We start from the raw sequence: 25,417 nt of genomic DNA, 5'->3' as shown, positions 1-25,417 counted from the left end.
CCTGCGTTGTGCCAACAAGTAAAAAAAGTTGCAACGATAGTAAAAGAAGGTGAATACGAAAAGAACGGAAAAAGGTCTATGATGGTCTCATACCTCATAAAAAACGCTTCCAAGAGAGGAGAGACAACATGAAAGCTGCAACACTGACATCGATTCGAGATCGGCAGCGGGAGAAACGTGCCCAAAGGCATCCGCTGTTGAGGTACTGGGATTTGTATCTAATGGTGCTTCCGGCGCTCGTCTTCCTGATCATATTCAAATATGTGCCGATGTACGGCGTCATCATCGCCTTCAAGGATTACAACCTGATCCAGGGCGTGTTTCATAGCAAATGGGTGGGGTTGCAATATTTTCGCGAGCTGTTCACGTTCGATGAATTTCCACGCGTCATCCGCAACACACTGCTGATTTCTCTCATGAAGCTGATTGTTGGATTTCCCGCACCGATCGCCTTGGCGCTGCTGCTGAACGAGCTCCGACTGGAGAAGTTCAAACGCGCCGTACAGACGGTCACTTATTTGCCCCACTTTATCTCATGGGTCGTCATCGGCGGCATCGCCGTCGATCTGCTGTCACCGAACAGCGGCATTGTGAACAAAGTGATCCAGGCGCTGGGCTTCCAGCCGATTTTCTTTTTATCCGACGAGGGGCTGTTCCGCTGGATTCTCGTTTTCTCCGACACGTGGAAGGAAATCGGCTGGGGCGCGATCATTTATTTGGCGGCGCTTCTCGGCATCAATGAAGAATTGTTTCAGGCGGCGACGGTGGACGGTGCAGGCCGGCTGCGGCAAATCTGGCACATTTCGCTGCCGGGGATTCGCTCGACCATCGTGATCCTGCTTCTGCTGCGGATCGGACATGTGCTGGATGCGGGCTTTGAGCAGGTGCTCGTCATGTATAATCCGACGGTTTATGATGTCGGCGATATTATCGATACCTACGTATTCCGCGTGGGATTAGGGACCATGCAGTTCGGTTTGACAACGGCCGCCGGCTTATTCAAATCGGTGATCGGCTGCATCCTGCTCGTGATGGCGAATACGATCGCCAGACGCATGGGCGAGGAAGGGATATACTAAAGGGAAAGGAGGCGGCAAGATGCTCCGTTCAAAAGGGGAAAATGTATTCAGCTATATCAATGTAGTGCTGCTCACGCTGCTGTCCTTGACAATGATTCTGCCGTTTATCCATATTGCGGCCAAATCATTCAGCTCCGAGGCGCATGTGCTGGCGAAAGATATTGTGCTGTGGCCTCGAGGGTTCACAACGATTTCATACGAGTATGTCCTGTCCAACAAACAGTTCTATACGTCTTTCGGCAACTCGATCTTCATCACCGTGATCGGTACGCTGATCTCGATGGCGCTTACCGTGCTGGCGGCTTATCCCTTATCACGCAAAGGGCTGCCGTATACACGCTTCATGATGCTGCTGTTCGTCATTACGATGTTCTTCAGCGGCGGGCTCATTCCGACATACCTGGTGGTAAAAGGCGTCGGGCTGCTCAACTCGCTGTGGGCGCTGATTCTGCCGGGGGCGCTGGCGCCATTTAATTTGATCCTGATCCGCAATTTCTTTATGGGCGTCCCTGACGCATTGGAGGAGTCGGCCCGGATGGACGGCGCTTCAAACTTCCGCATTCTGTTCGCGATTTACTTGCCGCTCTCGGTGCCGTCGTTGGCGACTGTCGGGATGTTCTACGCAGTGGGGTACTGGAACCAATTTTTCCAGGCCATGATGTATATCACGGATCGAGCGTGGATGCCGCTGCAAATGTTTTTGCTCCAACTCGTCACGGACGAGAAGTCGGCGGATCTGGTCGTCAGCGACGTCTTTCGCGAAGTGACGCCCGAGACCGTTCGGGCTGCGGCGATTTTATGTGCGGTGCTGCCGATATTGTTCGTATATCCATTTATTCAACGGTATTTCGTCAAAGGGGTTATGATTGGTGCGGTGAAAGGGTAGCGCTGCCCTGGATCTGTGCGAAGCTTAACATAAGCATGAGATGACAAAGGGAGGGTATATGCATGAATATGAAAAAAATGGCATTTCTCGGATTATCGACGATCCTGCTGGCCGGCGTTGCGGCTGCGTGTGGAGGCAACGAGGGGGGCGGTACAAGCACGTCCACGTCTACGCCTGGATCCTCGAGTACGGCAACGAATGCCGGCGGTGTGAAGAACAAGGATGTAACGGTCATGCGGGTTTACCATCCGTCGATGGAGCAGTTCAAGGGCTCCGATACGATGAACAACAATAAGCTCGTCAACGTTTTGAAAGAGAAGTCCGGCTTTAACGTCAAATACGAATCGCTGCCCAAAGATAATTCCGATCAAAAGGTTTCGATTATTCTCGCTTCCGGCGATGTGCCTGATATTCTATGGGTCAACGGCAAATCAAATTACTTCAAGCTGGCGCAGCAGGGGGCTTTCGAACCGCTGGACGATTTGATCAAGACGTATATCCCGAACATGTCCACCTATCTCCCCAAGGAAATTACAGACGCAGCTCGCCTTGACGGCAAAATTTACGGCATGCCGGTCCGAGTCGCGCAAAAAGTTGGCAACGGGATGCTGGAACGCACTGACATTCTGAAGGAGCTCGGTCTGAAAGATCCTGCGACGATGAATGACATGTATACGACGTTGAAAACGATCAAGGAGAAGAAAAACATCGCTCCGCTCACTGCGACCGGCGGCAATCCCGGGGCATTCATGGGGTCGTTCGCTCCATATGCGGCAACGTACGGCGTCGGCAACGCAACGATGGTGAAGGACGGCAAGCTGGTCTTCTCGTGGCTGCAGCCGGAGTATAAGGAATTTCTTACCGAAATGAAAAAATGGTACTCGGAAGGGCTGATTGATCAGGAATTTGCCATTAATAAAGATATTAAAGATAAAATGATCAACGGCACAGCCGCCTTTAGTTCCGTATACTGGGCGGATGCTTACGCGATCGACAAGTCCATCGCTGAGAAGAAAAACGGCGGTACGCTCCAATATATTGCTCCGATTGCCGGCAAGAACGGACAGTCCGGCTTCCAGGAGGAAGGCATCCCGGCCTCCTATGTCGTCATTCCGAAGCAAGCTAAAAATAAGGAAGGCGCCGCAGCATATATCAACTACATTCTGAGCAGCGAAACGGATAAGTTCCTGACCTACGGCATTGAGGGCCAGGATTACAAGGTGGAGAACGGCGAACCTGTGCAGACGCTGGATCAGAGCAACAATATCGCGTGGCGCACGCTCTACTTCTTCGGCGATACCGACCCAAGCTTCAACGCCCGTTTGAAGGCCAAAGGCTTCCTACCCTACTACGAGCCGCTGCTGAAATTCAAACAAAACCGCGAAGAAACGGCCTATGCGCCAGCTATCGATGCGTATGACACGAAATTTACAGAGCTGCGCAATTTTACGGAGGAGAATGCCCTCAAATTTATTATGGGCAAACGCGATCTTGGCGAGTTCGACAAATTCGTAGAGGAGTTTAACGCCAAAGGCGGCAAAGCGGCCATCGACGCAATGAACGAGTGGTACACGAAGAAGAAATAGCTTTGGGCACTGAAAGAGCAGGAGGTCGTTCATGTTCAGGAAGAACTGAGCGGCCTCTCACATGTAAATCGAAAGGAGGCAAATGGTTTGTTAGCCAATCGAATTCGCAAAGAAATTGTACTCTTGTTCATGGTTTGCTTGGGTGTAATCGGGATGTTGGCCCTGTCGCATACCGCTCATGCGGCTGGAGTTGCGTACTATGTGGATGCCTCGGATGGAAACGACAACAATGATGGGCTTTCATCCGAGGGAGCCTGGAGAACGATTACGAAGGTGAACAGTGTGTCCCTGCAGCCCGGAGATCAGGTGTTGTTTAAAAGCGGGCAGACTTGGCAGGGGGTTACGCTACGCCCTATAGCCTCCGGAACGAGCAGCGATCCGATCCGATTCGGCGCCTATGGCGACCCCTCGTTGGCACAGCCGGTGATCAGCGGCGCAGCGCGAGCGGATTCCTGGGTGGGCCCGGATGCCAACGGCGAGTATAAGCAAACGGGACTGACGGGGGATGCCTTGAGGATCGTTATGCTGGAAGATGGGAAACGGCTGACCGGCAATCATATCGATGCCCGATTGCAAGGCCCGACGATCGGTTCGTTGACGCCAGGCTCCTTCGTCGCAGACTCTGTCACGGGGAGTGTGTATTACAAACCATCAACAGGAACGCTCAACGATCATGTCATCGAAGTAGCGAAAAAAAATGGCACCTTTGCTTTTTCTTCAAATGGAAAAAATTACCTTATTCTTGATGGTATAGACTTCCGTGGCGGATACGACTTTGTCATGTTCATCGGTACGGGGAGTCATCATGTCACGATTAAAAATTCCAGTATTCATGGCGTGGACAGAGCGGGGGTGCGCATTAGCGGGGCTAGTGATATTCAGCTCCTCAATAACGAGATTTACGATATGAATTATTTCGGCATTGCCTTGGAGGGAGGGGCTTCGAATAATGTCATAAGCGGCAATCATGTGCACGGCATTGGTCTGCTTGATACGGACGATGGAGACACCGTCGGAATCCAAATCGTGGGCGGGGCCGCTGGCGCGAATTCCAAGCAGAATACGATTGAAAAAAATGAAATCGATCAGATCGGCCGTGATATTTACAAAGGCAAAGGCGGAACATCCGCAAGGGGGAACTTATACCACGCAGGTATTCTAGTGGATTCTTCCACCGAAACCATCATTCAGCAAAACCACATTCATGATGTGTACCGCTCAGGCATTCTTATCTTTACCTCTTCCGCAGATGCTACCAACACCTCGATCCACCACAATCTCATTCATCATGCCGGCAAGGTCACTTCGACAGACTATTTTAATTCAGGGATTTATTTAAATACCAAGCTTGGCCTCATTGACGGTACAACGGTCTACAACAACACGATTGCCAGTTCACGCTTTAAAGCGGATGTGGTCAACAGGGAAGCGGCGGTGTTCATCCGGGTTCAAGGAAAGACCGTTCCAGGGGCGTACGGCGCGCTGCACAATGTTGCTGTCGTCAACAATGTGATCGCCGGCAATGAAGGCAACTACATGATGTCCTTCCACGCCGATAACGAAGCAGCGATTAGCGGACTTACGATCGACCATAATTTATATGCGCGTTCAGATGCGAACGCTGGCGGCGTGTACTGGAATCAAGGCGGAACCGAGAAGATCTACAAAGCCAATCAGATGTTTGGGGCTTCGACCAGCTATTCAGTAGAAAAGAATCAGGATCTGCACGCCATAATGGGCGATCCGCTGTTCATGGATACGAGTCAGCCCAATTATGCCTTGCAGCCGATATCGCCTGCCATTGACGCCGGGGCTAATGTCGGCCTTGCCGTTGATTTTCTAGGCAATCCGATTCCAGCGGGGGATGCGCCAGACATCGGCGCTTATGAGGAACAGCATCCGTTCATCCCAGCACCGGTTGTGACCGGCGTGATGAACGGGCAGGTCTACGGCAGCGTTGTTGCAGCGACCTACGATCGTGGGGAAGCCTGGCTCACGCGCAATGGCGATACGCCGATTGCCTATCTGTCTGGCACGCCGATTGCACAGTCCGGCGTCTATGAGCTGCGTGTGACGTATCGCTCGCAGACGACCATCGTCGGTTTCACCATTGACACGGCAGCGCCGGTTGTGACGGGTGTCGTCGACGGTCAATTATATACAGGCGACGTTACGCCGGTATTTAACAAAGGAAGAGGCATGCTCTACCGCTTATCAACGTTGACCGGGGAAAGGCAGACGGAGACAGGGACTTACGAGATTGTCTCAACCGTGGATGCTCCAGATGGCAAAGTCGACAAGGAAGTAAGCGAATGGGCAACCGAGTACCTCTTGTCCCCGGTCACGCTGGAGACGGAGATTCTGGTGAATCCCAACTTCTTGTCAGGAACGGTAATTCACGATCCAGGCTTCTATCGTTTAACGGTTACGGATGATGTTTATAACGTAACGCAGGTTTCTTTTCAAATTCAGGCTCAGCCAGACCCAGGGACAGACCCAACGGCAGCGCTCGTCCTCACAGGGCCGATGAATGTCCGTTCAGGCGAGGATATGGTCCTAACTGCAGGTCTCAAGGATGTGCTGAACGTATCTGCTTTGGAATTTTCCGTTGTATATGACCCGGAACGCTTGGAATATGTTAGCGCCCAAAGCGCTCGCAGCGGCATCCAGATTGTTCAGGAGCAGCAGCAAGCCGCACAGGGCAAAATTCATTTGGTCCTTGCCGGCCTAGGAAGCAGCAATGCGATATCCGGGGCAGCAAGCGTAGTGGAATTGAAGTTTACAGCCAAGGAAACGTCGGTTTCCAGTACGTCCGGGTTTGCCGCTCAACAAGTGAAAATTGCCACCGGGCAGGGTGTGGAAACGAATGTGGGCGCGGCCAGCTATACGATTCAAATTCTCGGGCATGTGAACAAAGAAGAGCTGATTGCGAGGATTGCAGCAGGCGAAGCGCTTATGCAGGGTGCCGTAGAAGGCTATGCGATCGGCAGCTATTTCCCTGGGACTCTTGCGCTTAGAGGGCCGGGGCTTACCGCAGCGCTTCTTGCCGCACAAGCGATCGTTCAGTCGGACAACGCTGCGCAAGCTGAAGTGGATGCTGCGCTTCAAGCATTGGAAGCAGCGATCAGCTATTTCGAATCGGCCCGCATATTGACTGAAACCGGCAATATTAACGGTCAACCCGGTATTACCGTTGGCGATCTGGCGATCGTCGCTTACTACTATGGCAGTACAACAGCCAGTTCGAATTGGTCAGAGGCGCAGGTTGCGGACGTGGATCATGACGGAGTCGTTGGCATGAGCGACATGGCGTTTATGGCAGCCAGAATAAGCGGTGAATAGCTAAGCATTTAGTTCGTAGGATTGTCAGGAATATCTTCTTTTTGTCCAGTTGTTGGGGGAATCTGGTTTTTAATACAATCAAAGGAGGTTGAAAGCATGAGATCTAAATCAAGGAACAGAATCCCGAGTAGAGCCATCCTGATATGGTTGATGATTTCAGTTCTAGCACTTACAGCGTTGCCGCTTGCGCCCTCAATTGGGAATGCGGCCACTGCCAATGCACAGAATACGTATTACTACCAGAACGACACATTGTTTAAGCATTACACGCGAGGCATTCTTCGCCCTGATCAAGGCACAATTGAAATGACCATGCATCCAACCAAGCCAGCCGAAGAATCGGGGAATGACTATGAGTTCGCATTTGCCGTAACGCCCTCGAAAGATCTAGGCAGTGGCAGTAATACATTATTAGGCATTTATATCCCGCCTGCTGAAGAGAACGCGCAATTGAAATTTGTGTATCGCAAAAATGGCAGTGAATCGTTTAGCGGTGCGCTTACTTCTTTTGCCTACACGCCGGGAGAGCGTATTAATGTGGCCTTATCCTGGAATTATACGCCGTCGAATAACATTAGCCGCATCCGCTTATATCTAAATGGGATTCAACAGCAGCTCGCCAGCTTAAACAACATTGTCAGTGAAGTGGCGATTACAGGGCCGTTAACGGAAGATATGTATTCGCATGTGTTTCAGGTGGAGAAATCGGAACCCTTTAACGTGGAGCAGCTCAAAATCTCAACAAGAGAGCTAGCTGCTTCAGAATTGCTAAGCGTGCCCGATAGTAAGTTTCAGGCAGACGGCGATACAAGCCTGCTCGTCAAGAATGACATGAAGACGGTGGAGCGGTATCGAACCAATTGGCATAGAGCCACGAATTACCATACGTTGGCTCCGGCTTGGCGCGCAGAGACGCAGCAATACGTTGCGGGGGAGAACGTTATCTTCCCTATGCTATCGCTGAACTACAGCGGACAAAATCAGAATTACACGGTGGAAATCGCCGCGAAGGATCCTTACGATCAAGATGTCATGAGTAAAAGCTTCACCGTCCAATCAGCGAACGATGGCAAATATGCCATTCATGAATTGGCTTTGCCTGAACTGAATGGGCAAGGGTACTACAAGCTGAAAACGAAGGTATTCTCAGGGAGCAGCCTGCTTAGCAGCTATGATAGCGCAATTGCCGTGCTCCCGGCGAATAATGCCTCTGTCACGGACGGGGTCTATGCGGACTTCTATGGATTTCATTCCCGCTATGATTGGGACCCCAAGATCTGGACAGATGTGAATGCGCGAATCTCACGTACGTGGGCGGATGCCAAAGTCTTTCTCTGGAATGTGGTTGAACCTGTGAAAGGGGCTTTCAACTGGGAGAAGACAGACCAATATGTTGCCAAAAGCCGGGCAGCAGGGCTTGACGTTCTAGGTGTGCTGGGCTACCCATCCCGCTGGGCAACGATCCCATCGACGGAAGCCATTATGAATACAAGCAACCTGGCGAAACGACCTGAACGGTGGGTGCCGAGAGATTTTGAAGGCGAATGGGCGAATTACATCTATCAGACGGTCAGCCGTTATAAAGGTGAAGTCAAGTACTGGGAAATCTACAATGAAGTGAATTTCAATGGAGAACCAGGCTCAGGCAATGCGGCTACGTTTGCAGGGACGAATGCCCAGTACCTGGAGTTGCTTGCCATTGCGTATCGGGAGGTGAAGCGCGCAGACCCGAATGCCCAGGTTTTAACGAGCGGCTTTTCGGACGAAGCCAATAATGTCAGTCTGCCGACAGCCTTTTTCGATCAAGCGAATCTGTATCATAATGGCACGGATTACTTTGACATTTATAATGTCCATGGGTACAGCGAGATCATCGATGGAGCCTCGAAATCAACACCTTGGGTGAATAAATTGAAGGCGGCCCGTCCCGGCACTTCATATTGGATGACCGAGCACATGCTCTTTCAAACACCGGATACCGATACACGATTATACAAAACGGTCGAATGGTTCGTTCATTATTTGAAGTGGGGTTACAGTAAATTTATCAATATGGGGACGTTCGATGTGTTTTTCAATCGCAATACCCTTTCTCCTTCACCGGATTACTACGTATTGGGCGTGTTTAATAATAAAATCCGCAAGGCGAGCACTGTCAAGGAGTTGCTGACGTGGCCAGGCGTCTCTGCCCAAGTATTTAAAGTCAGACATTCCTTCGGTTTAACCAATGGCAACACGCTTTCGATCATTGGCACCGACTATGCGGTCGATGGGCCTTACGAAATGAAGTTTAGCGGAAACATCGTATCCGCTGTAGATCTCTACGACAAGCCGCTCCCTGTGACAACAGATGCGAACGGCTATAAAGTGATCCGCGTTCCGAATACAGCCTATATTGAAAGCTCAGGGCCGATTGAAGTCAAAAGCGCAGTTGCGCTGGAGTCGAGATCATTGCTAAAGAACGCGGACTTTGTCAATCTAACCGGAGATCCCGGGATGAACCTGTGTACAGCGACTCCGCAAAACTGGGATTATTTATCTGGCAAGGGCGGCAGCATCTGCACCGTGCAAGGACAGCAGGCTGGGAACTATGCGGTTCAGGTGAAAACGACCTCCGGCGAGGAGCGCGTTACGATCAAACAATCGGGTGTCTCAATCAAGGAAGCCGGAACATATCGATTGTCAGCGGTAATCAAAAAGGTAGAAGGAAATCCCAACGTCTACTTATGGTATCAAGGCGCGAACTATGTCTCTGAGCCCAAGACGAACCTAGGAACCGATTACGTCACCATTTCCAAAAATATCACGGTTACTGGACCCGTCAGCGCGACCGTCGGCATCGGGATACCGGCTGGCAGCGGCAGTGGTTCCTTTGTCATCGAATCCATGGATTTCGTCAAAGTAGAGACCCCTTAACTGGCACACTGCAATAGAAGGAACGAAAGGGCCGCCCTGGGGGCGGCCCATCATAAAGGAGCTTAACCCATGCCAAGAAAAGTGAACGTCATTACCACCTGTTTTCAGGAAGAATCCATCATGGGTTCTTTACCGGAGGACAATCTCCAGAAGGCGGTAAACATGCTGGATGCCTTCACCGATCTGCAGCCGGATCTGATTTGTTTTCCGGAAGTATTTCTCAAGTCAGGCAGCACAGATCGTAAGGAAGTTTCCGATGAAATAACGCAGCAAACGTATCGTGCGCTCTCTGCGCAAGCGAAGAGGCTCAACAGCTACATCATCGCTAGCGTTCATGAGTGGATCGATGGCAAGAAATATGTTGCCGCTTGGGTCTTCGATAGAGGCGGGCAGTTGGCCGGAAAGTATCTCAAACATCATCCGACCGACTATGAAATGAAGGAGGATGGTGTCACACCGGGCAGCGAAGTGCCTGTGTTCGATACCGATTTTGGCAGGATCGGCATCGCGATTTGCTTTGATATCGGCTATCCCGAGATCTGGCGAACGTTGAAAGCGAAAGGAGCCGAACTTGTCGCCTGGCTGTCTGCGTATGACGGCGGTTTCCCGCTCGAGGCTCATGCTTGGATGAATGCCTATTATGTCATATCTTCCGTTAGGACGGATCATGCCAAGGTGATTGACAAGACTGGAAAAGTGCTGGCTTCGACTTCCAAGTGGGGGGGATGGGCGGCCAGAACCATCGACTTGGAGAAACAGATTTTCCATATCGATCATCAATATGGGAAGCTGCTTGATATTCAAAGCAGACTGGGAAGCAAGGTGAGCATTGAAAGCTTTTCGCAGGAAAATGTATTCACCCTCGAGTCCAACGACCAGGCGTGGCCAATGGCGAGAATTCAGGAGGAGTTCCAGCTTGAAACGAATAGGGACTATCATATGAGGGCTGAGCAAGCGCAGAAAGACAAGAGATAAATTCATAGAAGGAGTGGAGAGTATGGCACAGCTGCCTGTACAATTTTCTGTTTTCACCAAACCGTGGAGAACGACGCCCGTGCAAGATTTAGTTAAGTTTGTGAAAGAGAGCGGATTTGATGGTGTCGAATTTCCCTTGAGGGAAGGCTTCCAACTGGAGCCCGCTGACGCGGAGAAAGGCTTGCCGAAGTTAGCTGCTTATTTTGCCGATCATGGTTTGCGTATTTTCAGTGTGGCAAGTCAAACGGATGAGCGCATTTTCTCGGCTTGTGCGGAAGCGGGGATTCCTAGCATTCGAATTATGCCTGCGATTTCACATGAAGCGGGTTATCTCCAATCGGTCGCTGCGCTTCGCAAGCATCTGGAGGAGGTGTCGCTGCTTTGCGAAAAATACGGCGTTAAGGTTGGCATTCAGCAGCATTACGGGGATTTCATACCGGATTCTTCGGGGCTGATGCATCTGCTGCAAGGGCTGAATCCCGATTATATCGGGGCCGTTTGGGACTGCTCACACGATGCGCTGGCTGGGCAGCAGCCTGAATTTGGCTTGGATATTGTCTGGTCGCAGCTGCATATGGTCAATCTCAAAAACGTTTTCTATACCCGCACCAACGGGCCGGAAGCGGAACAAGCGGAATGGACGCGCCATTTTACGTCCGGACGCCAAGGCATGGCTTCTTGGGCGCGTGTGGCGGCCTATCTCAAGAAAAGGAAGTACGAGGGCGTCATTTGTCTGACAGCGGAGTATACGGCGGAGGCGGATGTCGATCGGCTGATCCGTGAGGATATTCGTTATGCGAGATCGCTTTTTCAAGCAGAATAGCTTACCTAGAAAGGCGGGATCGGAATGACGCGGAAAATACGCTTGGGTGTCGTTGGTTTGGGGCGGGTAGCCAGCTCGCACCTGCCGGCGATTGAAGAGCTGCGAGATAAGGTAACGTTGCAGGCGATTGTATCCCGTGACCCGGAGAAGGCAGCGCGAGCGGCTGAAGGGTGGGACAACGCGAAGCTATATACGACTTTCGAGGAAGCAGTGCAGGACCCCGACATTGATGCTTTTCTGCTGCTGCTGCCGCACGATCTGCACGCGCCCTACGCGATTCAAGCGATGCAGGCAGGCAAGCACGTGTTGATCGAAAAGCCGATGGCGCTGAACTACTGGGAAGGCCAGCAGATGGTTGAGGCCGCCGAGCAGAACGGCGTGACGCTGATGGTAGGGCAGAGCCGAAGATATTTTGCCCCTGTCATGAAGTCAATTGAGAAAATCCGTAATGGCGAAATCGGCGAATTATTTACCATTCATGCGATGCTTTTAGCCTATATCGATAAGCCGGCCGTGGATTGGTGGAAGGATGTTAAGCACATCGGCGGTTTTATCATCCCGCTTTGGGGCAGCCATATTTTGGACTATATCGTATGGGCTTACGGCGAATTGCCGGAGACGGTTTATGCGCAAGGCTACTCCCACAATGCCAATTGGGATGGGGAGGATGAGGTCGCGATCTCGCTGAAGTTTGCTGGCAATCGCATGGCGAATGTGATGATGTCCTTTAACGCGGGAAGAGTGCCAGGCGACGAGGAAGGGCTCGGCGGCACACGCATCTGGAGCACGCAAGACAGTGTGTATGTGCGCTACATGACGGGGACGAAGGGCATCCTGCACCTTAAGGATGAACATGAGCTTTGGGACAATGGCGAGCAAGTGATTTGCCCAAGCAAGCATGGTTCCAATTTTACCTGGCAGCTGGAGGAGTTTATTGATTCGCTGCTGGAGCAGCGTGTGCCTCTAGCGGCGGGCCATGAAGTGCTGGGGGTTATGCGTGTGATGGATGCGATCTTTGCGTCCATGCTGGCGAATCGCGTGATTCGCTTGGATGAAGTGGGACTGGAAAGGGAGAGAACCCATGACTAGGAAAATCGTCGTACAAATTCCCGCCAATGCGCGTGCGGCTTTTTTGGAGCCGGATGTCGAGGAGAAGCTGGGGCAGTTGGGCGAGCTTGTCTTGAATCCGTTTGACCGGCCGTTCACACCCGATGAATTGGCAACCCGGCTCGAGACTGCTTCCGCCTGTATCTCGACGTGGGAGAGTTCGCCCATCACGCCAGCGATGTTGGAAACGGCCCCTAAGCTCGAATTAGTTGTACATATGGCGGGTTCTGTAAAAAATGTCATCGCGCCTGAGGCTTTTGATAAAGGCATCACGGTTTTATCCGGAGGCCACGCCATCGCTGAAGCGGTTGCGGAGTCCATCGTGGCGCTAATCCTCGCTGTGGGCCATCGTATCCAACTGGTCGATGCGGCGATGCGAGGAGCTGTCCGCTGGAAGTCGCCCGAGATGGAGGCGGATGAGCTGCGGGGGAAAACCGTAGGATTTGTCGCCCTTGGCATGGTGGCTCAAGAAGTGATTCGCTTGCTGAAGCCATTCCACGTGAATTGTATCGCGTACGATCCCTATATGAAGCCGGATAAGGCGGCCGAGCTCGGCGTGACGTTAATGCCTTTGCCGGACGTCCTGAAGCGTGCGCAAATCGTATCGCTTCATCTTCCCCAGATCCCGGAGACCGATGGGATGATCGGACGCGAGGAACTTCGCTTGCTGCCCGACGGCTGCCTGCTGATTAATACGTCACGAGGCAGCGTCATTCACGAGCAAGCGTTGATTGAGGAATTGCGCACGAACCGTTTTACCGCAGCGCTGGACGTATTTGAACAGGAGCCGCTGCCGCTGGACAGCGAGCTTCGCCGCCTGCCCAATGTGCTCGTCAGGCCGCATATTGCAGGCGTGAATCCCTCTTCCCGCCTAAGAATCGGGCGAACCTTAGTGGGGGATATGCATCGCTATTTTAACGGTGAGGGGATTCAGCACGGGGTGAGCAAAGCGCGATTAGCGTTGATGACCTGACGGTTTCGCTGTCAGTGATAGAACTGGACCCATAAATAAGAGAGGTGAGCCACACATGGTTAGGAAAATGTCCGTTCCTCCAATGGAACTGGTTGATGATAAAGGACCCCACACGCAAATGTGTGCGGTGATGGACGGCATTGGGAAAGTCAGCATGCGCAGGGCGCTGATTCCTGAGCCGGGCGATGGGGAGGTGCGTGTCAAAGTCAAATGGGTAGGGATTTGCGGCAGTGATGTCGAGGTGTTTCGAGGCGCGCGCGAACCCGAGTTCATTTCGTATCCGACTCGTCTTGGACACGAGGTAGCGGGCGTCATTGATAAGGTGGGTCCTAATGTAATAGGACTAAAACAAGGAGATCATGTCGCTTTGCGTTACGTGTGGGGCGCGTTTGCGGAATACGTCATCTGCGAGCCGTTCTCGGTCAAGGTGCTGCCCAAGGATTTGCCACTCATTGAAGGTTCCTTGATTGAGGTACTGCCAGGCATCATTCATGCTGCCGAACTGGCCGACATCTCGCCGAACAAGAACGTGTTGATCACGGGGCAAGGGGTGAGTGGACTCATCATGACCCAAGTGGTGCGTCTGTACAGCCCGCGCAACCTGGTCGTGACCGATCTATTCGACGAAAAGTTGGCGCTTGCCCGCAAATATGGCGCTACGCATACGTATAAAATTCCACATGAACATGCGGATACGATGGAAATGCTCCAGCATGATTTTCCAGACGGCTTCGACGTTGTAATTCCGTGCCTGCTGGAAGGCGAGGGCATGGTGGATGCGATCAATGCCGCCGCCCAAAACGGAAAAATCGTCATGTACGGCTGCATCGGCACCTGCCGCAAGCCGGTTGATTTCTTCAAAATCCATAAGAAGCGACTGGATATTCTGTCAACAGAGCCGAAGCGGGATATCGATAACCGGCGATATTTTGATGAAGGACTGCGTCTTGTCCTGGATGGACTGGTTAATACCGAAGAGATGATCACCCATATTATCCCGCTCGCTGAGGTGGATCGTGCGTTTCAACTGCGTAACGAGCATAAGGGTGATACGATCCATGTCATGGTGGATTGTCACCAAAAATAAATTGACAGAACTGCCTCCCTTTCTATTTAATGAAGTCATCCTAGAGAGAATAGAGGCTTATGGTATGAGTAGAAAAACGGCATTATGGACGTTGGTGGGGTCTCAACTTTTTTATTTGCTTTTTGTATTCGTATGGCTGTTTGTATCAGGCATGTCTGTGATGATGTTCGATTCGCTGGATGCGTCCGGCAGTGCCATGACATGGACGATTTTTATCTCGATTATTCTTTATCCCGCAGGGCTGCTCGCCGGATTGATCGGAAGCTGGATCATGTTCGCAAGAAGGAAATACCGGGCAGCGATGATCTGGAACGGCATTCCGCTGGTGTGGATCGTGCCGATTGCTGGCTTCTTAGTGTATGCGATGACGAGCTAAATAGGAAAATCAGACTTATGGACAGGGCGAATGCGCCCTGTTTTTTTTTATCCAAACTGCTGAATCGGCGCTACGGGCACAAAAAAGCGATTTCGTTTCTATATTTGCCAGCGCTCCTCGTGTAACAATGGGGGCACAGCAGGGAATTGTAAAACGCAATCGCTTACATCATGAAACGAATGCAGCTTTATGAATTGCCTTGTTAGAAATCGGAGAGGGGATATAAGAGATGAAACCTGCTACTGATCACGCCATGCCCCAGTCGTTGATCCGGGAGCCCTCGGCTGCAGAGAAACGGAGCAAAACTTGGCGAACGATGAAGCGCTTTTTACCGCTTTATCTTTTATTCTTGCCGGTGCTAGTCTATTACGCGGTCTTCCATTACGCACCCATGACCGGCGTGGTGATCGCGTTCAAGCAATACACCTTTATGGATGGCATCTTCGGAAGCCGCTGGGCAGGGCTTACTCATTTTAGACGCTTTATCGAGAGCGGCGACTTCTGGGTCATTTTTCGAAATACGTTGGTGTTGGCGTTTTACCGCATTTTATTCGGGTTTCCGGCACCTATTCTGTTTGCGCTGCTTATCCATGAAATGCGATTCACAAAATGGAAGCGTTTTTTTCAAACCGTTTCCTATCTGCCGCATTTTGTTTCCTGGGTAGTCGTGTACGCGCTCCTGTACAACTTATTCTCCGAAAGCGGATTGATCAATCTGCTGCTCAAATCGTCCATTGGGCATACACTTGAGTTTTTGTCATCTACCGAATATTACCGAATGATGTTTGTAGGCAGTGCCATTTGGAAGGAAATTGGTTGGGGGGCCATTATCTTTTTGGCTGCTTTAACAAGGGTTGACCCCGATATGATTGAAGCTTCAGCGATTGACGGTGCGAACAGATGGCAGCGATTGTGGCATATCACCCTGCCCAGCATTCGAAGCGTCATTAGCATTATGTTTGTGCTAAGCCTGGGCGGCATTCTCAGTGTTAGCTTTGAGCAAACGTTGGTCATGATCAATCCCCAAGTAGCCCCAGTAGCCGAGGTCATCGACTACTATGTGTATCGCATCGGATTACTGAATACGAATAATTACAGTTACGCTACGGCCGTAGGCTTGTTCCGTTCCGTGATCGCGCTTGCCCTCGTGCTCATTGCTAACTTTGTATCCAAGAAACTTGATGAGGAGGGGGCGATATGGTGAGCGGAAAATCCAAGTCCATGTCCAAGGCTGGCATCGTAGATTATATCATCTGGTTCCTCCTGACACTGCTCTGCTTGAGCACCTTGTATCCATTTGTGAATGTGCTTATCGTATCGTTCGCAGATATGAAGGATTACGTGCAGCAAGGAGGCGTTCTACTCTATCCACGCTCGATCCATTGGGACAGTTATCGTTATGTACTCCGTCATTCAGGACTGCTGGACGCCTATGGAGTCACCATCTTTATTACGATTGTAGGCACGCTGATCAATTTGATCATGACCTCTTTAGGTGCCTATGTGCTCTCTACCAGGGAGCTGCCGGGGCGCAATGTACTCATGACCATTATCGTCATTGCGATGCTATTCAATGGCGGATTGATTCCCACGTATCTGGTCGTCCGATCGCTTCACTTGGTCGATACCGTGTGGGCGCTTATGGTGCCTTTCGCCATTAATGCCTGGTTATTAATCTTGATGCGCAATTTCTTTCAGGGCATTCCCGTTAGCCTGAGCGAATCGGCCAGATTGGACGGCTGCTCGGAGTTAGGCATACTCGTTCGCATTATGCTGCCGCTGTCCCTTCCAATCGTAGCCACGCTAGCTCTGTTCTATGGCGTTGGGCATTGGAACGAATATATCAACGTGGTTATTTATATCAACGACCCGAAGCTTTCGACACTGCAACTGATCCTGCGAAAAATGTACACGGTTTCGATCGAACAGATTGACGGAGACAGCCTGCCGCCACCGGTAGAGACGATTCGTGCCGCTACGGTGATTCTGTCAGCTTTGCCAATCATCATCGTCTATCCTTTCCTGCAGAAGTACTTTGTGCAGGGTGTGATGGTCGGGTCTGTGAAGGGCTAAAGCATTGACTTATCATAAAAAAATGTCCAAGGGGAGACACAAAATCATGAAAAAACAATCTACGAAGCGCGTTATCGCATCCTTATGTACAGTTTCGGTAGCTACGGCATTGACCGCAGCCTGCAGCAGCTCGGAACCGAGCAAGCCAGCAGCAACAGGGGGAGGCAGTCAGCCATCCGCATCTGCATCCGCTGCCCCAGCAACCATCTCGCTTATTCAGCCCGATGGCGGCCGTGTCTGGAAAGATGATAATCCAGCCACCAAAGAAATTGAAAAGAAAGCTAACGTCAAATTGAACGTAACGATGCTTCCCAATAACGACTTTAACAGTAAGTTCAACGTACTTGCTGCTTCTGGCGACATTCCGGACATGAGCAGACTGGGCTCGTTTGACTACCAGAAATATGTAGATCAAGGCTTGTTCCTGGATCTTACCAAGCTCATTGACCAATATGCCCCCAACTTGAAGAAGAACCTGAAGCCGGAACTGTGGGAGTTGACGAAGCACAAAGGCAAGCAGTTCGTCATTCCGTATGAGAATGGAGCAGGTAAAGAAGTACCTGCCGTTCGGAAAGATTGGCTGGATGCCTTGAATATGAAAATGCCGACCAATCTTGATGAGTTTGAGCAGATGCTAAAAGCTTTTACGTTCAACGACCCGGACAAAAACGGCAAAAATGATACGTACGGTATGGGCAATGCTAACAGCTTCGCGGAAGCTTTCATGCCGATATTTGGGGCGTATGGCATTGCACCCGGCATGTTTGCCAGCAGTGTGCCTATGAACAGTTATCTGAAAGACAATAAGATTGTACCCGTTGCGGTATCGCCGGAATACAAGGACGCACTTGCCTATATCAAGAAGCTGTGGGATGCGAAGGTAATCGATCCGGAAATTTTTACGATTAAAGCGGATCAAGCGCAGCAGAAAATCGCGCAAGGGAAAATCGGCTACTTTAATGCCTGGTGGTCCGTCGCTCCGCAAACGCTGACTCAACAGCTTAAAATGAAGGAGATTGTGCCTAATGTGAAATGGGAACCAATCTCTCCGGGAATCAAGGGGCCGGCAGGTAAAAGCGGCATGCTGTCTTTCGGTAATGTAGGCGCAACCATCGCGATTTCGGCAAAAACAAAAAATCCCGAGGCCGTTCTGCGCTTCTTGGATTATATGTCAACCGATGAGGGTTGGGAGCTCAATCATTACGGCATTAAGGGTACGCACTATACGAGCATTACGGAGGCACGTACACCTGAGGGTCAAAAAGCGTTCGACGAGAAATGGCTGGATCCGCTAAGCCAGATCGTGTCCAGAGTAGATATCCAAAACAAAATCAATGCGGCTACGAAAGATCCAATTCAAATTGAAAACAACAAATATACGGATGCAGCAGCCAGTTATAACTTGATTTCAGACATCTTCTATGGCATCCCAGCAACGGATGAGCAAAATACATTAGGTCCGGATGTTGCCAAATATGAGGTTGAGATGTTCCTGAAGTTCGTTACAGGCGCTGAGCCGTTGTCTAACTGGGATTCCTATGTAGAGACATGGAAGAAGAAGGGCGGCAAATCGTTGTTGGATTCTAAAATTAAAAAGTACAATGAATTGAAATCAAGCAATGTAAGCGCAGGTCTATAAGGATGGAAGGCTACCAAATGACGTCGCCCGTTCTCTTGAGGGGAGATCACAAGAAAGCTTTTCGGGATCCGTGCGCACTTTATCAGGACGGTATTTGGTGGCTGTACTACACCCTTGTGGAGACAGAAGAAGACGGCCGCGTCTATTTGTATACGGCGATGAGCCAAAGCGCGAATCTTCGTGAATGGAGCAAGCCGCTTCTTCTGACACCGAGGGATCAGCACCTCAATTTCTCCAGTCCTGGCAATGTGATTCGTGTCAACAACCGCTGGCGAATGTGTCTACAATCGTATCCACGGCCAAATGGCGAGAAATATGGCAACGGTGATTGCCGTATTTGGATGATGGAAAGTGAAGATTTGGTGAATTGGACGGCTCCGGAGCTGCTTCGTGTCAAAGGAGACCATGTGGCCGACAAGGATATGGGCCGGATGATCGATCCTTACTTCATCGAGAATGCAGCTAAGCCAGGGGAATGGTTTTGTTTCTATAAGCAAAATGGCGTCAGCCTCTCGAAAACGGATAATTTCCGGCAGTGGACGTACTGCGGCAACGAAAGCGCAGGAGAGAATGTCTGCATAATTCGGGATGAAGGGGAATATGTGATGTTTCATTCTCCCGAGAACGGAATTGGCGTCATGAGGTCGTATGATTTGGTTCATTGGCGAGAGGAGGACAGCCTAATTACGCTCGGCCAGCAGGAGTGGGAATGGGCGAAAGGCCGAATAACGGCTGGATTCGTCTTGGACCTCAGGCATAAGGAAGGTGTGGAGGCATTTGTGATGTTTTTTCACGGCAGCGGCCCCGAGGATGAGCGTGTGTTGTTCGATACACATGCTTCAATTGGTATAGCTTGGAGCCGGGATTTAAAGGTGTGGGATTGGCCGGGCAAGGCAAGCAAGTGATTTGTAAGCGTTAACATGCATCCTATCGATTAGGAGGGAAGTAACCTTTGAAAAAACATTTATCATTTATACTCGCTTTCATTCTGGCATTCACGCTTATTTTACAAGTCAATCCATCTCTCGCTGCCGGTGAGACAGAAACAAGCTCAGAACCTACTGTGATTAGAATCGAAGGGGAGAACTACACCTCTAAAGTTGGCAACGAGATCGGTGGTACGAAGGATGGTTATAAGAACAGCTCGCTGAGCAATGGTGACTTTTTTTACCTCAAGAGCTTAAGCGGCGTTCCCGCGTCCAACTACAGCGTAGACTATGAAGTGAACATTGCCGTTCCCGGCATTTATGGATTGGAGATGATGGGAAGCCCGATCGGTTTGGCATCAATCCCGCCGTATGAAATGAAAATCAATGATGGCAATTATTTTCCTGTCAATTCCACCGTTGCCACAAAGATCGGTCAAATTGATACGCCGGCGAACATCTTCCATAAATTCAAGCTGAATCCGGTGACGCTTAAAGCCGGCAGCAACACCATCTCCTTTCGTATTCCCAACGGAAGACCTTCAGATGGGCGCATCTACTTTTTCCTTGATTATGTAGAATTGAAGAAGCTCCCCTGGGGATTGAACAAAATCGTAACGAATGCGCCTAACAACCTATTTGAAGAACAGGATGTCAAGGAATTGTCCATCGCATTCACAGATTCCGCCAGCCATGGACATGTCATTGACTATAAAGTGGAAGATTATGATGGCAATGTTGTTCTTCAAAATAGCGTGACGATGAATGTGTACGCCCCTTCTTACACGGTTACGTTGCCGCAGCTGCCACGCGGCCATTATACGATAACTGCTGAAGCTGACCAGAACGGCAAGCCGATCAGCGAGTACTTCTCCATCGTGATGAATACGTCAGATCGCCGTGCTACCGCAAACAATCCCTTCGCTTTGGATGTGGCGGGAGGCTCTCTGATACCTGTCGCGCAAGCGGCGGAATACGCTCGTGCGGTCAGGCTGACGGGGGTCGATTATGTGCGAGAGCGGATGCATTGGAACTCCATTAGCAGTGCCAGCGGAACCTATGATTTCAGCAAATATGATCCATACAACAACGCCTATGCGGCGAATGGCATTCGCGTTTTGGAATTGAACCACATTGCTCCTACGTGGACGAAGAGTGACGACAAAAAGCTGCCTCGCAACCTGTTGGATGCTTATCAACTGGCAAAAGCAAGCGCTAGCCATTATGGAAGCCAGTCGGATTGGGAGTTTTGGAATGAGCCGGATATTGCCTATACAGCGGATAGTGAGCCCGCCGATCAATATGCCGCATTCGTGAAGGCGACGACGATCGCAGCGAGGGATTCGGGGTCAGGCACTCGGGTAGCATTGGGGGGCATCGCCTATCCGCCAGGGGGATATACAGAGCTTCTCATGGAGAACGATATCGCGCCCTTTATCGACGTCTACAACTATCACGGTCACCGCAGCGATAGTGGGAGTCAGAAAATACTGGATATGCCGCCTTCCTTCGCCGCCCATACGGAGTTTATTCAGGGCTACGATTTGGATACGAAACCCATTTATGTGACGGAAGCAGGAGTAGCCCAAATGTTCACCGACAGCACACAGACGCTGTACGGCGAGCAGTTGCGGACACAGGCACGATATTTGGCAACCTCCACGATTCAATCTATCGCTAGTGGCGTGGATAAGCATTTCTGGTTCGTGTTCCCGAATTACCAGGAAACCATTGGGAATTATGGCAGCTTCACCTCCCGAGGGACGCCATATGCCGCAGTGAATGCAGAAGCAGCGATGACGCATGCGCTAGGTGAAGCCGTTTATCTGGGTAAGCTGCCGGGATTGCCTGATGGAGTGGCCGGTTATGTGTTCAAGGACGGAGCAGACAGCGTGGTCGCGTACTGGAGCGAGCTTGAGACCCCACTAACCTTGTCGACAGGCACGAACACGGCATTATTAACGGATATTATGGGGAAAGAGCAGCAGTTGACGTCCTCCTCGGGCAGCTATGCATTGACATCAGTCCCTGATATACATTATTTGAGGATTACTGGCAGCCTCCAAGGCTTGAGCACTTCGGTATACGCGGCTCCTGTACCTAAGGCAGATGAACTTTCGAATGCGGATAGAATCGTAATTACACAAAAGTATCCAGAAGCCACAGCGGCTAAGGCGAAAGCCAAAGGGTACTTGCTGGATAAGACAGCGGCAACAAACATTGAGGTGGAAGTTTACAATTTCAACGGGGTACCGATGAGTGGAACTGTCAGCGGCACCGTTTATGGCGGCTGGACCTTAGCGACACCTTCCCAGAACGTAACGGTTGCTCCGTATTCGAAAGAGACATTGACGTTTACCCTGACAGGAAGCCAGGATATTGCGGCAGATGTGAAGTTTCCGGTCGTGTTCCAAGGCTCGTTCGGTGGAGAGGCTACTTCCAAGTCGGTGACGTTGATTGCCTCCAATGAGAACAAGTCAGTAACGCCGAGTCTGTTGCTTCCTGACTATGATAATCCTGCCAAGTGGGGGGAGAATATTTCGCCGGGTTCTACCGCTACGGTGACCCAGCCGAGCCCTGGGGTCATTCAGTTCGATTATCATTTCGGTAGTGGGGACAAGTGGACGTATCCGAATTATGATTTACCAAGCGAGTTGTCATTCGCGGGAACGGAAGGGGTTACCTTCAATGTCTATTTCCCAGCTCCTATAGACGGTGTAGTTGTTCGGAGCTTTATTTATGAAAGCAATGGTTCCGGCTATTTCACAGGAACGGGCATTACGCCAGTCGGTGGATGGCAGCAAGTTAAATTGCCTTGGTCGGATTTCGCCGCTTTCGGAACGCCGGATGACAATTTCCATCTCGATCCCGATCAAGTCCGGAGGTTTAGTATCGGTATCAATTCCAGGACGGCAACCGATGTTTCTTTCAAGGTGGAGAATGTGGGCGTCTATACGCAGCCTGATATAGGTCTGTACAGTAAAATTATCAATCTGGTTCCGGCAAATAATCAGGAACTTACGGCAGGGAATGTTGCCATCTCAGCGGAGTTGGTGCAAGGTGAGATTCCCATCGCAGCGGGAACAGCAGAGCTTCTAGTGGACGGTGCAGCAGTCCCTTATCTGATGAACGGCCAGACGCTAACGGCTTCTACGGTACTTTTGCCAGGTGTTCACAGCTTGAGTCTAAAGGCCTTTGATGTGCTCGGACGACTGATGTCCGTCAAATCCACTGTGACTGTGGTGCCAAGTGCTGAAAAGCCATTATCAAGCGGCGCTCCTGGAAAACCTGTTTTGTCCTCGGATAACGGCTATTCTGGTCTAAAAGATGGCAACTTCGCAGTCACGATGAACATGTGGTGGGGCAATAATGGCACTCTGTTCAAACTATATGAGAATGGTGTTCTCATGAACCAGCAAACACTTTCGGATGCTTCGCCAACGGCACAATTAGCCAAAGTGAAGATATCTGATAAACTGAACGGTACATACACCTACATGAGTGAACTTGCGAATACATTTGGAACAACAACCAGTCAACCTCTTGTTGTAAACGTCACGGATGCGGTCCCAGGCAACCCTGTCTTATCGCAGGATAACTGGGATGGAGATGGAGACTACCGAATCACGATGAACATGTGGTGGGGCACCAACGCAACAGGGTATCGCCTTTATGAGAATGGTGTTCTTATCGATACCCAAAGCCTGCAAGCCAATTCGCCTAATGCTCAAAAGGCAGTTACAGCTCTCACCGGCCGCACAATCGGTGTGCATCAGTATCGTGCCGAGTTGTTCAACGCCGCAGGTGTGATCTCAAGTGATATGTTAACTGTGACGGTAAAGAAGTAATAGCTGAATACTTGCTCAGTTTTCGGGAATTTCGAAAGCTGAGCAAGTATTTTTTGCTTTTTTTTATCTAAATTGACGATTCGGCAGAACGAGCACAAAAAAGCACATTGTCATCTACAAATGAAATCGCTTTCGTGAAAAAATAAAAGTGATTATTGGATGATATGCCTTATAATATAAACAAGAAAAAAGGGGAGATGTCCATGAATGAAAACCGACTCATCTAAGCGAGCTATCGCCTTGCTATGCATGGTATCGTTGGTCGCAGCAATGGCTTCGGCCTGCAGCGGCACGGAAGCCAGTCATCCACCGTCGAATGGTCAGGCATCTGCTGCTCCGGTGACGCTCTCGCTCATACAACCGGATGGAGGCCGCGTTTGGAAAGATGACAACCCGGTTACGAAAATGATCGAGAAGAGAACTAACGTGAAGTTAAGTGTGAATATGCTGCCGAATAACGACTTCAATAGCAAGTACAACGCGCTTGCTGCATCGGGCGAGATTCCGGATATGAGCAGGCTGGGATCGTTTGACTATCAGAAATTCGTGGATCAAGGTTTGTTTCTGGATGTGACCCCCTATCTGGATCAATTCGCTCCTAATCTGAAGAAGAATTTGAAGCCCGAGTTATGGGAGTTGACGAAGTACAATGGGAAACAGTATGTGATCCCTTACGAGAATGCGGCAGGAAAGGAAGTTCCCGTCATTCGCAAGGATTGGTTGGACGTGCTGAATATGAAGATGCCGACGAATCTGGACGAATTTGAGCAGATAATGAAAGCGTTTACTTACAGGGACCCAGATAGAAACGGTAAGGATGATACGTATGGTATCGGGACAGTTAACACTTATGCGGAGAGCTTCATGCCGATTTTTGGAGCCTTTGGTATTTCCCCGGGAATGTTTGCGAACAGTGCTCCGATGAACAGTTATCTAAAGGATAACAAGATTTATCCCGTTGCGATTTCTTCGGAGTACAAGGCTGCACTGAGTTATATCAAAAACCTGTGGGACGCCAAGGTGATTGATCCAGAGATTTTCACAATTAAGTCGGATCAAGCGACGCAGAAGGCGGCGCAAGGGAGAATTGGTTACTTCAACGCCTGGTGGTCCTTCGCGCCGCAAACGCTGGGTCAACAGCTTAAAATGAAGGAAATTGTTCCGAATGCGGACTGGGAGCCCGTCTTTCCGGGGATTAAAGGACCTGAAGGGAAAAGCGGCATGCTGTCTTTTGGCAACCTAGGCGCTGTCGTTGCGATTTCGTCGAAGACGAAAAATGTGGAAGCGATTCTTCGTTTCCTCGATTATTTATCCACGGACGAGGGCTGGGAGCTTAGTCACTATGGGATCAAGGGCGAGCATTATAGCGATATGAACTCGGGGCGGACACCGGTAGGGCAGAAGGCGTTCGATGAGAAATGGCTGGACCCGCTGAGCCAAATCGTCTCGAGACAGGAACTCGGAGAAAAAGTTAGTGCCTCCTCCAAAGATCCCGTGCAGCTCGAAAATAACCGCTTTATCGAAAAGGCAGCTAAGTACAACTTGTACAAGGACGTTTTTTATGGCATGCCACTGACAGATGAACAAAAATCGTATGGTCCCGATGTAGCGAAATACGAGGAAGAGATGTTTATCAAATTCGTTACAGGCAAGGAACCACTGTCCAAGTGGGACGAATATGTCGCTACGTGGAAGAGGAAAGGCGGCGAAGATTTGCTCAACTCCAAAATTAAAACATATAACACGTTGAAATCGGGCAAAGTGAGTCCCGGTATTTAGGG

At 50.4% G+C, this 25,417-nt stretch carries 17 protein-coding genes; all 17 read left to right on the top strand.

The features are described 5' to 3' along the window. Positions 1 to 128 precede the first annotated feature (128 nt). The 17 genes from EJQ19_RS05220 to EJQ19_RS05140 all read left to right on the top strand — a co-directional run bounded on the left by EJQ19_RS05220 (position 129) and on the right by EJQ19_RS05140 (position 25,415). Positions 129 to 1,079, top strand: a complete 951-nt coding sequence (locus EJQ19_RS05220) for an ABC transporter permease (RefSeq protein WP_126140138.1) — start codon at positions 129 to 131, stop codon at positions 1,077 to 1,079. Positions 1,080 to 1,098: 19 nt separating this feature from the next. Further along, positions 1,099 to 1,965 (top strand): carbohydrate ABC transporter permease, encoded by an 867-nt coding sequence (locus EJQ19_RS05215; protein ID WP_126140137.1) that lies wholly within the window; start codon positions 1,099 to 1,101, stop codon positions 1,963 to 1,965. A gap of 62 nt (positions 1,966 to 2,027) precedes the next feature. Beyond that, positions 2,028 to 3,551, top strand: a complete 1,524-nt coding sequence (locus EJQ19_RS05210; RefSeq protein WP_126140136.1) for an extracellular solute-binding protein — start codon at positions 2,028 to 2,030, stop codon at positions 3,549 to 3,551. Between the two features lie 87 nt (positions 3,552 to 3,638). Continuing rightward, on the top strand, positions 3,639 to 6,893 hold the full coding sequence (locus EJQ19_RS05205) for a right-handed parallel beta-helix repeat-containing protein (RefSeq protein WP_126140135.1): 3,255 nt from the start codon (positions 3,639 to 3,641) through the stop codon (positions 6,891 to 6,893). 96 nt (positions 6,894 to 6,989) lie between these two features. Then, a complete protein-coding gene (locus EJQ19_RS05200) occupies positions 6,990 to 9,809 on the top strand; it encodes an endo-1,4-beta-xylanase (RefSeq protein WP_126140134.1) in 2,820 nt (939 codons plus the stop codon). A gap of 69 nt (positions 9,810 to 9,878) precedes the next feature. After that, positions 9,879 to 10,784, top strand: coding sequence for a carbon-nitrogen hydrolase family protein (locus EJQ19_RS05195; RefSeq protein ID WP_126140133.1), 906 nt, complete (start codon positions 9,879 to 9,881; stop codon positions 10,782 to 10,784). Between the two features lie 22 nt (positions 10,785 to 10,806). Beyond that, on the top strand, positions 10,807 to 11,607 hold the full coding sequence (locus tag EJQ19_RS05190) for a sugar phosphate isomerase/epimerase family protein (RefSeq protein WP_126140132.1): 801 nt from the start codon (positions 10,807 to 10,809) through the stop codon (positions 11,605 to 11,607). 24 nt (positions 11,608 to 11,631) lie between these two features. Beyond that, complete coding sequence (locus tag EJQ19_RS05185) at positions 11,632 to 12,696, top strand: Gfo/Idh/MocA family protein (RefSeq protein ID WP_126140131.1); 1,065 nt, start codon at positions 11,632 to 11,634, stop codon at positions 12,694 to 12,696. Next, positions 12,689 to 13,687, top strand: a complete 999-nt coding sequence (locus tag EJQ19_RS05180) for a hydroxyacid dehydrogenase (protein ID WP_164716330.1) — start codon at positions 12,689 to 12,691, stop codon at positions 13,685 to 13,687. Before EJQ19_RS05185 ends, EJQ19_RS05180 begins: the two co-directional genes overlap by 8 nt. A 55-nt stretch (positions 13,688 to 13,742) precedes the next feature. After that, complete coding sequence (locus EJQ19_RS05175; protein ID WP_126140129.1) at positions 13,743 to 14,774, top strand: zinc-dependent alcohol dehydrogenase; 1,032 nt, start codon at positions 13,743 to 13,745, stop codon at positions 14,772 to 14,774. A 64-nt stretch (positions 14,775 to 14,838) separates the two neighbouring features. After that, the gene (locus tag EJQ19_RS05170; RefSeq protein ID WP_126140128.1) at positions 14,839 to 15,150 is read left to right on the top strand and encodes a hypothetical protein; all 312 of its coding nucleotides are present in this window, start codon (positions 14,839 to 14,841) and stop codon (positions 15,148 to 15,150) included. 229 nt (positions 15,151 to 15,379) lie between these two features. Continuing rightward, complete coding sequence (locus EJQ19_RS05165) at positions 15,380 to 16,354, top strand: ABC transporter permease (protein WP_126140127.1); 975 nt, start codon at positions 15,380 to 15,382, stop codon at positions 16,352 to 16,354. Further along, entirely contained in the window at positions 16,348 to 17,223 is an 876-nt protein-coding gene (locus tag EJQ19_RS05160; RefSeq protein ID WP_126140126.1) for a carbohydrate ABC transporter permease, read from the top strand. Before EJQ19_RS05165 ends, EJQ19_RS05160 begins: the two co-directional genes overlap by 7 nt. 46 nt (positions 17,224 to 17,269) lie before the next feature. Further along, positions 17,270 to 18,862: an extracellular solute-binding protein gene (locus EJQ19_RS05155; protein ID WP_164716329.1), complete on the top strand. Its 1,593-nt coding sequence runs from the start codon at positions 17,270 to 17,272 to the stop codon at positions 18,860 to 18,862. 2 nt (positions 18,863 to 18,864) lie between these two features. Beyond that, the gene (locus EJQ19_RS05150; protein ID WP_126140124.1) at positions 18,865 to 19,767 is read left to right on the top strand and encodes a glycoside hydrolase family protein; all 903 of its coding nucleotides are present in this window, start codon (positions 18,865 to 18,867) and stop codon (positions 19,765 to 19,767) included. A 47-nt stretch (positions 19,768 to 19,814) separates the two neighbouring features. Next, positions 19,815 to 23,636, top strand: a complete 3,822-nt coding sequence (locus tag EJQ19_RS05145; RefSeq protein ID WP_126140123.1) for a hypothetical protein — start codon at positions 19,815 to 19,817, stop codon at positions 23,634 to 23,636. Positions 23,637 to 23,843: 207 nt separating this feature from the next. Beyond that, positions 23,844 to 25,415 carry an extracellular solute-binding protein gene (locus EJQ19_RS05140; RefSeq protein ID WP_126140122.1) on the top strand — a complete coding sequence of 524 codons (1,572 nt, stop codon included), beginning with the start codon at positions 23,844 to 23,846 and terminating at the stop codon, positions 25,413 to 25,415. Positions 25,416 to 25,417 lie beyond the last annotated feature (2 nt).

It is taken from the genome of Paenibacillus whitsoniae (assembly GCF_003955665.1).
GTDB lineage: Bacteria > Bacillota > Bacilli > Paenibacillales > NBRC-103111 > Paenibacillus_E > Paenibacillus_E whitsoniae.
Note: the sequence above shows the minus strand (reverse complement) of the source record. Positions and strands in the feature narration are given on the sequence as shown.